Origin of the sequence: Levilactobacillus sp. (assembly GCF_022646225.1) — a bacterium.
GTDB classification, from domain to species: domain Bacteria; phylum Bacillota; class Bacilli; order Lactobacillales; family Lactobacillaceae; genus Levilactobacillus; species Levilactobacillus suantsaiihabitans.
Window position 1 is genome coordinate 249,551 of the sequence record NZ_JALCJA010000005.1, and the last position, 13,373, is coordinate 262,923.

14 protein-coding genes are annotated in these 13,373 nt (G+C 50.6%); all 14 read left to right on the forward strand.

Annotation, left to right across the window (positions count from 1 at the left end):
• Positions 1-393 precede the first annotated feature (393 nt).
• A complete protein-coding gene (locus tag LKH74_RS09940; protein WP_135367635.1) occupies positions 394-990 on the forward strand; it encodes a thymidine kinase in 597 nt (198 codons plus the stop codon).
• 85 nt (positions 991-1,075) lie between these two features.
• The gene (gene prfA / locus LKH74_RS09945; RefSeq protein ID WP_135367636.1) at positions 1,076-2,161 is read left to right on the forward strand and encodes a peptide chain release factor 1; all 1,086 of its coding nucleotides are present in this window, start codon (positions 1,076-1,078) and stop codon (positions 2,159-2,161) included.
• Positions 2,154-2,990 (forward strand): peptide chain release factor N(5)-glutamine methyltransferase, encoded by an 837-nt coding sequence (gene prmC, locus LKH74_RS09950; RefSeq protein WP_287708304.1) that lies wholly within the window; start codon positions 2,154-2,156, stop codon positions 2,988-2,990. The genes prfA and prmC overlap by 8 nt, the downstream gene beginning before the upstream one ends.
• Positions 2,991-3,017: 27 nt before the next feature.
• Complete coding sequence (locus LKH74_RS09955; RefSeq protein ID WP_287708303.1) at positions 3,018-4,034, forward strand: L-threonylcarbamoyladenylate synthase; 1,017 nt, start codon at positions 3,018-3,020, stop codon at positions 4,032-4,034.
• A gap of 338 nt (positions 4,035-4,372) precedes the next feature.
• A complete protein-coding gene (gene glyA / locus LKH74_RS09960; protein WP_135367639.1) occupies positions 4,373-5,614 on the forward strand; it encodes a serine hydroxymethyltransferase in 1,242 nt (413 codons plus the stop codon).
• Between the two features lie 96 nt (positions 5,615-5,710).
• Complete coding sequence (upp, locus tag LKH74_RS09965) at positions 5,711-6,346, forward strand: uracil phosphoribosyltransferase (protein WP_125575376.1); 636 nt, start codon at positions 5,711-5,713, stop codon at positions 6,344-6,346.
• A gap of 570 nt (positions 6,347-6,916) precedes the next feature.
• A complete protein-coding gene (gene atpB / locus LKH74_RS09970) occupies positions 6,917-7,636 on the forward strand; it encodes a F0F1 ATP synthase subunit A (RefSeq protein ID WP_135367640.1) in 720 nt (239 codons plus the stop codon).
• Positions 7,637-7,668: 32 nt separating this feature from the next.
• Entirely contained in the window at positions 7,669-7,881 is a 213-nt protein-coding gene (atpE, locus tag LKH74_RS09975; protein ID WP_125575374.1) for a F0F1 ATP synthase subunit C, read from the forward strand.
• 55 nt (positions 7,882-7,936) lie between these two features.
• Positions 7,937-8,452: a F0F1 ATP synthase subunit B gene (gene atpF, locus LKH74_RS09980; protein ID WP_135367641.1), complete on the forward strand. Its 516-nt coding sequence runs from the start codon at positions 7,937-7,939 to the stop codon at positions 8,450-8,452.
• On the forward strand, positions 8,442-8,984 hold the full coding sequence (gene atpH, locus LKH74_RS09985) for an ATP synthase F1 subunit delta (RefSeq protein ID WP_135367642.1): 543 nt from the start codon (positions 8,442-8,444) through the stop codon (positions 8,982-8,984). The genes atpF and atpH overlap by 11 nt, the downstream gene beginning before the upstream one ends.
• Before the next feature lie 30 nt (positions 8,985-9,014).
• Positions 9,015-10,553, forward strand: coding sequence for a F0F1 ATP synthase subunit alpha (atpA, locus tag LKH74_RS09990; protein WP_135367643.1), 1,539 nt, complete (start codon positions 9,015-9,017; stop codon positions 10,551-10,553).
• Between the two features lie 29 nt (positions 10,554-10,582).
• Positions 10,583-11,485 carry a F0F1 ATP synthase subunit gamma gene (locus LKH74_RS09995; RefSeq protein ID WP_287708302.1) on the forward strand — a complete coding sequence of 301 codons (903 nt, stop codon included), beginning with the start codon at positions 10,583-10,585 and terminating at the stop codon, positions 11,483-11,485.
• 22 nt (positions 11,486-11,507) lie between these two features.
• Entirely contained in the window at positions 11,508-12,923 is a 1,416-nt protein-coding gene (atpD, locus tag LKH74_RS10000) for a F0F1 ATP synthase subunit beta (protein ID WP_135367645.1), read from the forward strand.
• A 13-nt stretch (positions 12,924-12,936) separates the two neighbouring features.
• Complete coding sequence (locus tag LKH74_RS10005) at positions 12,937-13,356, forward strand: F0F1 ATP synthase subunit epsilon (RefSeq protein WP_125575368.1); 420 nt, start codon at positions 12,937-12,939, stop codon at positions 13,354-13,356.
• Positions 13,357-13,373 lie beyond the last annotated feature (17 nt).

Genomic DNA, 13,373 nt, shown 5'->3' on the forward strand with positions numbered 1-13,373 from the left:
GATAGTAACCAGGCATTTTAGTGGGCTGCACTTACGGCACCAAACGGTTGGTTTTGGCCAACCACCCGTGTAGCCGAGAGTGAAGCGAAATAGGCGCTCAGCCGTGGGATTTTTTAAGTGTCTTTCTTAGAAAATGGCGTCTGGGAAACGTGGGCTTCGGTTCCCAGCGAGGGCTGAGACCGTCCTTTGGCTCAGACCGGTCCTGCCCACCGCGTTCCAGCACCTATTTCGCGAACGGTAAGGCGGCCAGCGACCACAATATAACCAATATCAGTAATCACCGAATTGGCAGCGGTTTCGCGGAAGAAATCTGGCACCAATTGGCCGCGACAGTCGAATTTTCTAGCGTAATCGGCTATAATAGATAGAAACTGTCAAAAAGGTGGGAGCAACGTGGCGCAGCTATTTTTTCGGTACGGCGCAATGAATAGCGGGAAGACCATTGAAATCTTGAAGGTCGCCCATAACTATGAGGAACAGGGCAAACGGGTCATCATCATGACCAGTGGCTTGGATACCAGAGATGGGGTCGGCCACGTCTCAAGTCGCATTGGCTTGAAGCGAACGGCTCATCCCATTTTCAAGGAAACCAACCTCTACGACGAGGTGCAACGCATTGATGCGCAGGCCAACTGTGTGTTGATCGATGAGGCCCAATTTATGACCAAGGAACACGTTTTTCAACTGGCCAAAGTGGTGGATGACTTACACATTCCGGTCATGACCTTTGGACTGAAGAACGATTTCAAGAATGAATTGTTTGAAGGCTCCAAGTACCTCCTGTTATACGCGGATAAGATCGAAGAAATGAAGACCATCTGCTGGTTCTGCACCAAGAAGGCCATCATGAACTTACGGTTCCATGACAATCAACCGGTCTATGAGGGCGAACAGGTCCAAATTGGCGGCAACGAGGCCTACTACCCGGTTTGCCGGCGCCATTATTTCAACCCACCATTGGATCAGATTGGCAAGTCGCGGCCAAAATAGGCTGAGAAAAGCCGATGCGAATGTACCTGGGAGGTTTTGACCCAGGCGCTTGATACTAGTTAATTTTGAAACGAGGTTAAATCGTATGGATGAAATGTTTGACAAGCTCCAAGCCGTGGCCGACCGCTACGACGAGCTCAATGAATTGATCAGTGACCCCGAAGTCATCGCGGACACGCAGAAATTCATGAAGCTGTCCAAAGAAGAAGGGGAGCTGCGCGAAACGGTGGAGAAGTACCACCAATACCAAGACGTCACCAAGCAAATTGCTGATGACGACGAAATGTTACGCGAAAAGCTCGACGATGACATGGATGCCATGGTCAAAGAAGAGCTCAAGGACTTAACGGCCCAAAAGGAAAAGCTCGAAGACGACATTAAGGTCTTACTGTTGCCGAAGGACCCCAACGATGACAAGAACATCATCATGGAAATCCACGGTGCGGCTGGTGGGGACGAAGCTAGTTTATTTGCGGCTGACCTCTTTAGCATGTACTCCAAGTACGCCGAACGTCAGGGCTGGAAGATTGAAATTGTCGATGAGAACGCCACCGAAGTTGGTGGGTTCAAGGAAATCGTCTTGATGATCACTGGGGACAAGGTTTACTCCAAGCTCAAGTACGAAAACGGCGCACACCGGGTACAACGGGTGCCCGCGACGGAATCTGCTGGTCGGGTCCACACCAGTACCGCTACGGTCGGCGTGATGCCGGAAGAAGAGGACGTGGACATCGATATCGACCCGAAGGACATTCGGACCGACGTTTACCGGTCATCTGGTGCCGGTGGGCAACACATTAACAAGACCTCATCAGCCGTGCGGATGACCCACTTGCCAACCGGAATCGTGGTTGCCATGCAAGATGAACGGTCGCAGCAACAAAACCGGGCCAAGGCCATGACTATTTTACGGGCGCGGGTCTACGACTACTACAAGCAACAAGAAGAAGACGCCTACAATGCCGAACGGAAGTCGGCCGTGGGGACCGGGGATCGTTCCGAACGGATCCGAACCTACAACTACCCGCAAAACCGGGTCACGGATCACCGTATCGGTTTGACGTTGAACAAGCTCGACCGCGTGATGAACGGCGAATTGGATGACATCATCGATGCGTTGATTCTGTCCGATCAAGCAGCCAAGCTAGAAGACTTAAAGAACAATGGCTAAGACCACCATTTTGATGGCACTGAGGGCCGCCGAGCAACAACTGACGGCGGCAGGCCAAGAGACCAGCGTTGCCGCCTACTTGATGCAGGAAGGGCAAGGCTGGTCCTTTACCCAACTGGTGCAACACTATCGCGACGAGGTGCCGCCTAAATTAGCGACGACCTATCAGCAACAAGTCGACCGGGTCTGCGCCGGTGAACCCGCCCAATACGTATTGGGGCACGCGCCGTTTTACGGTCGTGAATTTCAGGTCACCGCGGCCACGTTGATTCCCCGTCCCGAGACGGAGGAACTGGTCGAGTGGGTCTTACAAACGCCACCGGGGTCCGTTCAGCTGTTGGACGTGGGTACCGGAAGTGGGGCGATTGCGCTCACTTTAAAGGCGGAACGGCCCGACTGGACGGTTACGGCGACGGATATTTCGGCCGCCGCGATCGCCGTCGCCCGGCAAAATGCCCAGGCGTTACACACGCCAGTGACGTTGGCGGTGGGCGATTTATTCGCGCCGGTGGCGGGCCAACGATTTGACATCATCGTGTCCAACCCGCCGTACATCGATCAGGCGGAACGGCCCGTGATGGATGACTCGGTCAAGCGTTTCGAGCCAGCCACGGCGCTCTTTGCGGCTAATCACGGCCTGGCGTTTTATCAGCGGTTTGCTCAAGCGTTGCCGGATTACCTGACACCACACGGGCAGTTCTTTGCCGAGATCGGGTACCAGCAGGGGCCAGCGGTGCGCGCGGTCTTTGAAACCGCCCTGCCGCAGGCGACGGTGACCATCAAACCAGACATCAATGGCCATGATCGCATGGTGCGCGTGCAATTGTGAATTTAGATGGGAGATTAGAGAATAGTTATGGAAACCAAGATTTTTCAACCAACTGAAATCGCTGCGGCGGCCGCTGCTATTCAGGCCGGCCAACTCGTGGCCTTTCCAACGGAGACCGTCTACGGTTTAGGCGCCGACGCCACCAACGAAGCGGCGGTCAAGCAGGTTTACGTGGCCAAAGGACGGCCCAGCGACAACCCGTTGATCGTCCACGTGACGGGTGAAGAGACCGTTAAAAAGTACGCTCAGCCACTGTCTGACAAGGCCGAAGCCCTGATCAAGGCGTTTTGGCCCGGTCCCTTGACGTTGATTTTTAAGCTCCAACCGGGAGCCTTGTCCAAGGCTGTTACCGGGGGCCTGGACACCGCGGCGTTCCGGAACCCCGCCAACCAGGTCACGTTAGACCTGATCAAGGCGGCCGGGGTGCCGTTGGTCGGTCCGTCCGCCAACACCTCGGGCAAGCCAAGTCCCACGTTGGCCAAGCACGTCTACCACGACTTAAATGGGAAAATCGCCGGTATTTTAGACGATGGTCCCACCAAGGTCGGCGTCGAATCCACGGTCTTGGACATGTCCACGGACATTCCGACGATCCTGCGTCCCGGTGGTGTGACCGAAGAACAGCTGGCCGCCGTGATTGGGCCCGTGCAGTCCAACCACCACAAGGTCGGCAAGGGTGAGATTCCCAAGGCACCGGGGATGAAATACAAGCACTACGCGCCTAACGCACAGGTCACCATCGTGGATGACGAGGCCGATTGGCCCGCAGCCCTGGCCTGGGCGGCCCAACAAACTGGCACCATCGGCGTGATGGCCTTGGACCACACGTTGGCGGGAGAAACGCTCCCGAATAATACGGAGGCCTTCTCGTTAGGGGCCGACATGGCCAGTGCCAGCCACCGGTTGTTCGCCGGCCTGCGTCACTTTGACCTGGAATCACCTGTGACCGGCATCTTGGCGCAAGGCTTTGCGGCCGAAGGCTTAGGGGCGGCCTACATGAACCGGTTGAACAAATCGGCGGGGCAGCAACATTTTGAAAAGTAAGTCGAGTGGGCCAGCAGGCGGAACCAGTTGCCTGTTGGCGCACGTTTTGGCCATTTGAAGTTAGTGCATAAGGGTCTGGGATAGTTTTCCCGGGCTTTTTATTTTGAACTAAAGATCAACGCGTTGATTGTTGTAATAGCAGTGTTCCGACACCTAAAATTGGTGAACGGTAGGCGGACAGTCCGAACCGTATTTCTAAAAGCATACTAGCGTTGCCGGTGGTCAATGATTAGCTAGTTAGGTTGACGATTTATAAAATAATAAATAATGCGAAGTAGTCCCATGAACGCGAAAAATTTGGTAAAATAAGACCAATTACAGTTCAGGGGGAATTGCCAGTGAATTTCAAAGAAAAAGATCCAGAATTATGGGGCGCTATTGCCAAAGAAGAACAACGTCAAGAAGACACGATTGAATTGATTGCTTCTGAAAACATCGTCAGCGAAGCCGTGCGGACGGCGCAAGGCTCCGTTTTGACCAACAAGTACGCCGAAGGTTATCCGGGCAAACGCTACTATGGCGGGACCCAGTACATCGACGTCGTGGAACAACTGGCCATTGACCGCGCTAAGAAGCTGTTTAACGCGGAGTACGCCAATGTGCAGCCCCACTCTGGCTCCCAGGCAAACCAAGCCGTCTACGCGGCATTTTTGCAGCCTGGTGACACGATCTTGGGGATGGGCCTGGACGCCGGTGGTCATTTGACCCACGGGGCTAAGGTCAACTTCTCCGGAAAGCTGTACAATGCTTACAGCTACGCGTTAAACCCAGACACTGAGCTCCTGGACTACGACATGATTCGTGATCTGGCGCTGAAAGTGAAGCCCCAACTGATTGTGGCCGGGGCGTCCGCATATTCTCGGTTCATTGACTGGCAAGCCTTCCGTGATATTGCGGATGAAGTCGGCGCATACTTAATGGTCGACATGGCCCACATTGCGGGGTTAGTGGCGGCTGGCCTGCACCCGAGTCCAGTGGGGATTGCCGATGTGGTCACCACGACGACGCACAAGACGTTGCGCGGCCCACGGGGCGGGATGATCTTATCCCAAGCGGAAAATGCCAAGCGCATCAACTCCGCCGTCTTCCCCGGCACGCAGGGGGGACCACTGGAACACGTGATTGCTGGGAAAGCGGCGGCCTTTTTCGAAGACCTGCAGCCAGAATTCACGGATTACGGCAAGCAGATCATTGCCAACGCCCACGCCATGGCTGATGAATTCAGCAAGTTGCCTCAGGTCCGGGTCGTTTCCGGGGGGACGGACAACCATTTGATGACCTTGGATCTGTCGGCCACGGACCTTAACGGTAAGCAAGCCCAAGAACTGTTGGACAGTGTCATGATCACCACCAACAAGGAAGCCATTCCGAACGAAAAATTAAGTCCGTTCAAGACGTCCGGAATTCGGCTGGGAACCCCGGCCATCACCACGCGGGGATTCAATGCAGACGAATCCCGTGAAGTTGCGCGGTTGATTGTCAAGACGCTCTTGAATCCTACGGACGATCAGATTTTAGATGAAGTCCGGCAACGTGTGCACGCACTCACTAGTGCCCACCCGTTATCTGCGTTAGATTAAAAAATTTATGATAAAAACGTTTTCATTTGAAATTAGGCGTTTTGGTAGCGGAAATCCATGGTACAATTGTAAGAAATCATAAAGGAGCGCTCATTCATGGGGAAGTTTCAAGTACTTGACCACCCGTTGATTCAACACAAACTGACGATTATCCGGAACAAAGACTGTGGGACCCGCAGTTTTCGGGAGGTTGTCAACGAAATCTCGACCTTAATGGCCTACGAAGTTTCGCGCGATATGCCTTTAAAGGATAAGGAAATCGAAACACCAATGGGCAAGATGACTGCCAAGGAACTCTCTGGTAAGAAGGTTGCCATTGTGCCAATCTTACGTGCCGGTATTGGTATGGTAGATGGTATTTTGGAATTGATTCCAGCTGCAAAGGTCGGTCACATCGGGATGTACCGTGATGAGACGACCTTACAGCCTCATGAATACTTCGTGAAGATGCCTTCAGACATCGATCAACGGCAAATTTTCATCGTTGACCCGATGCTTGCGACCGGTGGTTCTGCCATGATGGCAATCGAAGCTTTGGAAAAGCGGGGCGCTGATCCAAAGAACATGAAGTTTGTTTGCCTGGTTTCCGCACCAGAAGGGGTTAAAGCTTTACGCGAAGCCCAACCTGACGTTGATATTTACACGGCGGCGTTAGATGATCATCTGAACGAAGACGGCTACATTGTGCCAGGTCTCGGCGATGCCGGTGACCGTTTGTTTGGAACGAAGTAAACGTTAAAGAGATTCGGCCAGTTGGTCGAGTCTCTTCTTTGTTAGGAAACCCCGTTAGCAAGATTAGTAACTTAACTGCGCTGGTCAAGTGCGACCATCAGTGTGTTGGTACCCAGAGTGGTGCTGTAAAATGCCGTTGAGGCCGGTAACGTGCCTTCCCAGATCGTTCAATCAGTCGATGGGACCCAATGACCATGGCAAAATTTAAGCCCAGCCAAACAGCAAATTTGGCCGGTTTAAGCACGACTTGCTCAGTGGGTCGTCAACTGGCTGAGTGACGATCGGTCGGCCGTTAGTTTTAATTTTTTTATCGGGGCGAGTGCGCACGCAAGTTTACCATGGAAACGATAACAACCCTTTCAAGATGGGATTTTAATCTAACTCACAGGAATGTTCATCCTGTGAAAAATTGTTTTGTCTTTTATCTAGATTGGTGGTATCATTTCCAGTGTATTTGAATGGAGCGCTCGCTTCGTTCACTATTCCGCTTTTCTTGCGAAATGCCTGACATGAGTGAGGAATTTAACAGAGAAAATGCGTTCATATAGTGTGGAAAAGAGGTGATATTCGGTGAATGGTGATCCAGTTTCAACCTTCCAATTTCTGGGACTGACTTTTAGTACTGCCAACGTGGTTTCCGGCCTAGTCGTATTTGTGCTGATGGTGGCAGTCATTTTTTTCACTTCCAGAAAATTGGCCATGAAGCCTACCAAGGGGCAAAACTTCTTGGAGTGGCTAATTGATTTTACCAACGGAATTTTGAAGGGGTCCATTCCAGCCGGCGATGTCGGCAAGTTTGGCTTGTGGGGATTCACGTTATTCCTATTTCTCTTCCTGTCTAACGAACTGGGGTTGTTTATCCAAGTGGCAACACGTGGCGGGGCAACCATCGTTCGTAGTCCAACGTCTGATCCCATGACGACGTTAACGTTCTCGTTAATGACCATGATGATCGCTCAGTTTGCAGGGGTTTGGAAATTAGGTTATAAGCGTCACTTCACAAACTACCTGAAACCTTTCGTGTTCTGGCTTCCGATTAGTATCTTTGAGGAATTCACGAACTTTCTGACGTTGGGTCTCCGTATCTTCGGGGTTATCTTCTCTGGTGAAATGCTATTAGGGGTAATCTGGGATCTGGCAGCTTCACACGGTATTGCAACGATGATCGTTGCCGTACCAATCGAAATGGCTTGGCAAGGGTTCTCCGCATTCTTGGGGGCCATCCAAGCGTTCGTTTTCGTCACGTTGTCATCAGTTTATATTTCTCAAAAGCTAGAAGTCGAGGAATAAGTTTTATCTAATTTAAGGAGGAAACAAAGATTATGGGAGCTATTGCAGCTGGTATTGCTATGTTTGGTGCCGCCGTCGGTGGGGGTATCGGTGATGGTATCGTTATTTCCAAGATGCTAGAAGGTATGGTTCGTCAACCTGAATTATCAGGTCAATTACGGACGAACATGTTTATCGGTGTTGGGCTGGTTGAAGCCATGCCTATCATTTCCTTCGTTGTTGCTTTGATGGTTATGAACAAGTAGTAACAATGAACCGGTTTAGTTTTAAATATCTGATAGCAAAAGGAGGTGTCAATAGATGCTCTCACATTTAGTAATTGGTCAGTCGCTTTACTTTGGAGATTCTCTATTCTACATTGTCACGTTCTTACTGTTGATGTGGATTATTAAGGTTGTGGCGTGGGGTCCAGTCACGAAGATGATGCAAGAACGGGCCGACAAGATCAGTAACGATATTGATTCTGCCGAAAAGTCCCGTAACGATGCTGCCGACCTGGTGCAAAAGCGCCAAGCAGCCTTAGCAAATTCTCGTTCTGAAGCCCAAACGATTGTGAATGATGCGAAGACGAACGGTCAACAACAACGCGAACAAATCGTGAACCAGGCCCAAGCAGATGTTCAAACGATGAAGCAAAATGCCCAAAAGGATATCGAACAGGAGCGTCAAGACGCGCTGTCCAATGCCCGTAACGATGTGGCGGACCTATCTATTGAGATTGCTTCCAAGATCATTCAACGAGAATTAAAAGGTGACGACCAAAAGGCATTAATTGATTCTTATATCGAAGGGTTGGGGAAGCAACATGAGTCTTAATAGGGCAACGGTAGCAAAGCGCTACTCCAAAGCATTATTTGAATTGTTGTCCGAAAAAGACCAACTGGAGTCAGGCTACACAGAGCTAGAGGAACTTCGGCGTATCTTCCAGGACAACCCACAGTTGAGCACGATGCTCTCAGACGCTAGCCTGCAGGTTGCTGAACGTGAAGCTTTGCTCCAACCACTGTTGAAGCAAGCCTCACCGTATATCAAAAACCTGATTCAAATGGCCTACGATTACGGTCGGATGGAAAACCTTGTCGATATTATCGACGCTTTCCAAAAACTGTATGACGATGCCCACGACACGGTCTACGCTGAAGTGACGACGGCAGTCGCATTGACGGCTGAACAGAAGTCACAGATCGAAACCGTCTACGCCAAGCGCGTTGGGGCAAAGAAGGTCATCTTGAGCAGCAAGGTTGACCCTGCTGTGATTGGTGGGGTTATTATCAAGGCCGCAGACACGGTGCTTGACGGTAGCCTACGAACTAAAATTAATCGTTTACGGCAGCAACTGCTAGCATAACGAATTCGGTGATAAAGAGGTGAAACTTTCATGAGCATTAAAGCTGAGGAAATCAGTGCTCTAATTAAACAACAATTAGAAAGCTACAAGGATGAAATCTCAGTTGAAGAAACTGGTACGGTTACTTACGTTGGTGATGGTGTCGCTCGGGCCCACGGTCTGAACAACGCTTTGCAAGGTGAGTTGCTGTTATTTGACAACGGGGTTTATGGAATGGTCCAAAACCTCGAAGCCAGTGATGTTGGTATCGTTATCTTGGGTGATTTCACTGGAATCACTGAAGGCGATACGGTTAAGCGGACTGGCCGAATCATGGAAGTTCCCGTTGGCGATCAATTAATTGGCCGGGTTGTTAACCCATTAGGTCAACCAATTGACGGTAAAGGGGACATTTCCACGGACAAGACGCGGCCAATTGAACATAAAGCACCAGGGGTTATGGACCGGCAAGGGGTTAGCGAACCTCTGCAAACCGGGATCAAGGCCATTGATGCCTTAGTTCCAATCGGTCGTGGCCAACGTGAATTGATCATCGGTGACCGGAAGACTGGGAAGTCCTCTATCGCCATCGATACGATCATTAACCAAAAAGACCAAGACATGATTTGTATCTACGTCGCAATTGGTCAGAAGGCTTCTACGGTGCGGTCTCAAGTACAAACGTTGGAGAAATTCGGCGCGATGGACTACACGATCGTTGTTACTGCCAGCCCTTCTGAACCAGCCCCAATGCTGTACATCGCGCCTTACGCCGGTGCAGCCATGGGTGAAGAGTTCATGTTCAACGGCAAGCACGTGTTGATCGTCTACGATGATTTAACCAAGCAAGCCGATGCTTATCGTGAACTTTCCTTGATTCTGCGGCGTGCGCCAGGTCGTGAAGCTTACCCTGGTGATATTTTCTACACCCACTCTCGTTTATTGGAACGGGCAGCGAAGTTGAACGATGAACTTGGTGGCGGTTCGATGACGGCCTTACCTGTCATTGAAACCAAGGCCGGGGACGTTTCTGCTTACATTCCAACCAACGTTATTTCCATCACCGATGGTCAGATCTTCCTGAACAGTGATTCCTTCTATTCAGGTATTCGGCCAGCCATGGATGCCGGGACTTCCGTATCTCGGGTTGGTGGGGACGCTCAGATCAAAGCCATGAAGAAGGTTGCCGGGACGTTGCGGTTGGACTTATCTGCCTACCGTGAACTGGAATCCTTTGCGCAATTCGGCTCTGATTTGGATGCCGCTACCCAAGCGCGGTTAGCACGTGGGGCCCGGACCGTGGAAGTCTTAAAGCAAGGCTTACACGAATCCGTTCCCGTTGCTAAGGAAGTTATTATCTTGTTTGCCTTGACGCATGGTCATTTGGACAAGCTGGAAGTGGCAGACGTCTTACGTTACCAAAACGAATTGTTTGATTACATGGACGCCAGTCACCAAGATCTCGAAGACACGATCACCAAGACCGGGAACTTGCCAGAAGGCGACTCCCTGGAAAAGGCTATCGCGGAATTCGATACGACTTTCCAACCAACTGCCAAGGCCGACGAATCGGCTAACGCGGCTGATTAAGATACTTGAAGGAAGGATGGTGAGAAATAATGGCTGAATCAATTCATGACGTTCAACGTCGAATTAATTCCACGAAGGCGACCCGTCAAATCACGGCGGCGATGCACATGGTTTCGACGGCGAAGTTAAATAAGATTCAGAAACAAGCAGTCGGCTACCAAGACTATGTTTCTAAGGTTAAGGCTGTCGTCATGCATCTTTCGCAGTCTCATCTATTGGATGATAATTCCTCAAGTAGCCTACAGTCGAACCGTCCAGTAAAGAAAACCGCATATTTAGTGATCACCTCCGATCGTGGAATGGTTGGGAGCTACAATAGCAGTGTCTTACGGGATGCAAATGCGTTCATTAAAGAACGGACGCCAAATCCGGACGACTACATGGTGTTAGCCGTTGGGGGAACCGGTGCTGATTTCTACAAGCACCGCGGTGTCAACGTGGCTTACGAATACCGTGGGGTCAGCGATGTGCCTGAATTCAATGAAGTTCGGGAAATCGTCAAGACCGTGACCACGATGTTTAACAACGAAGTCTTCGATGAACTCTTCGTTTGCTACAACCATTTTGTTAACCGAATTTCTTCCCGCTTCCGGGCAGAAAAGATGTTGCCAGTCGACAAGGAAACGATGACGACTGACGCGGCAAATGATACGCAAGCCTCACCGCTGACCGCTGAATACGACACGGAGCCTTCTGATGAAGCGGTGCTCCAAGTCGTCTTACCGCAATACGCGGAAAGCTTGGTCTACGGTGCGATCTTGGACGCAAAGACGGCCGAACATGCATCAAGTACCAACGCGATGCAGTCTGCCACTGATAATGCTGATGATTTAATCGCGACGCTGCAACTGCACTATAACCGTGCACGTCAAGCGCAAATCACGACTGAAATCACCGAAATTACTGGTGGGCAAGAAGCCTTAAATAATTAATGACGGGAGGAATTAACGAATAATGAGTGCTGGTAAAATTGTTCAAGTTATCGGACCTGTTGTCGACGTTGAATTCCCGTTGAATGATGAATTACCTGACATCAACACTGCCCTGAACATCAAAAAAGATGATGGTAGTGTCCTTGTAACCGAAGTTGCCTTGGAATTAGGTGACGGGGTTATGCGGACCATTGCCATGGACGGTACCGATGGTCTTCGTCGGGGACTGGAAGTAGAAAACACTGGTGCTTCTATTTCTGTTCCTGTCGGTGACGACACATTAGGTCGGGTGTTCAACGTTCTCGGAAATCCAATTGACGGCGGTGCCGAATTTGGACCAGACGCAGAACGGATGCCAATTCACCGTGATGCACCTAAATATGACGAATTAAACCCTACGACTGAAATCCTGGAAACGGGTATTAAAGTTATTGACTTACTCGAACCTTACGTTCGTGGTGGGAAGATTGGGTTGTTCGGTGGTGCCGGTGTTGGTAAGACCGTTTTAATTCAAGAATTAATTCATAACATTGCCCAAGGCCATAACGGGATTTCCGTCTTCACCGGTGTTGGTGAACGGACTCGTGAAGGTAACGATATGTACTGGGAAATGAAGGGGTCCGGGGTTCTGAAGCAAACGGCCATGGTTTATGGTCAAATGAACGAACCTCCTGGTGCCCGGATGCGGGTTGCCTTGACCGGGTTAACCATTGCGGAATACTTCCGTGATGTTAAGGGCCAAGACGTGCTGTTATTCATCGATAACATTTTCCGGTTCACGCAAGCCGGTTCTGAAGTTTCTGCCCTGTTGGGTCGGATTCCTTCAGCCGTTGGTTACCAACCAACGCTGGCTACTGAAATGGGTCAGTTACAGGAACGGATCACGTCGACCAAGAAGGGGTCAATCACCTCTATCCAAGCCGTTTACGTGCCTGCCGATGACTACACCGACCCTGCTCCTGCCACGACTTTCGCCCATTTGGATGCCACGACCAACTTGGAACGTTCTTTGACGCAACAAGGGATTTACCCAGCCGTGGACCCCTTGGCTTCGACTTCAACGGCTTTGGCCCCAGAAATCATTGGTCAAGAACACTACGAAGTGGCGACGGAAGTTCAACACGTCTTGCAACGGTACCATGAATTGCAAGATATCATCTCTATCTTAGGGATGGATGAATTATCCGACGAAGAACAAACCATTGTTAACCGTGCTCGGCGGATCCAATTCTTCCTGTCACAACCATTCTCCGTGGCTTCTCAGTTTACGGGGATGGATGGGAAGTACGTCAAGTTGGAAGACACCATCCGAAGCTTCAAGGAAATCCTTGCAGGTAAGTACGATGACCTTCCAGAAGACGCTTTCCGGAACTGTGGCGCGATTGAAGATGCCGTTGCGAAGGCTAAGCAAATGAATGACGCCGTTGCCAACAACTAGGGAGGGATTCTAATTGGCTGATAATCAATCAGTGTTATCTGTTAGTATCGTTACCCCTGATGGCCAAGTTTACGAAGGTAAGAGCGACTTATTAGTGGTGAAGACGACCATTGGTGAACTTGGGATTATGTATAACCATGTGCCCCTCATTGCTTCTCTGGAAGTCGATGAAACGCGGGTCAAGTTAGGTGAAAACGAAGATAAGATTGCCGTTAACGGTGGTTTCTTGGAATTCTCTGACAACGTGGCGACCATTGTTGCAGACAGTGCGGAACGTCAAGACGATATTGACGTCAATCGGGCTGAAAGTGCCCGGGAACGTGCCAAAGCAACGATTGAAAAGGCGCAAGCTGCGCACGATGCCGATTCCCTTGCACGGGCTGAGGTAGCGTTGCGGCGAGCAATCAACCGGATCAACGTGGCTAAGCACTAATTTAAAATACGTTCGCG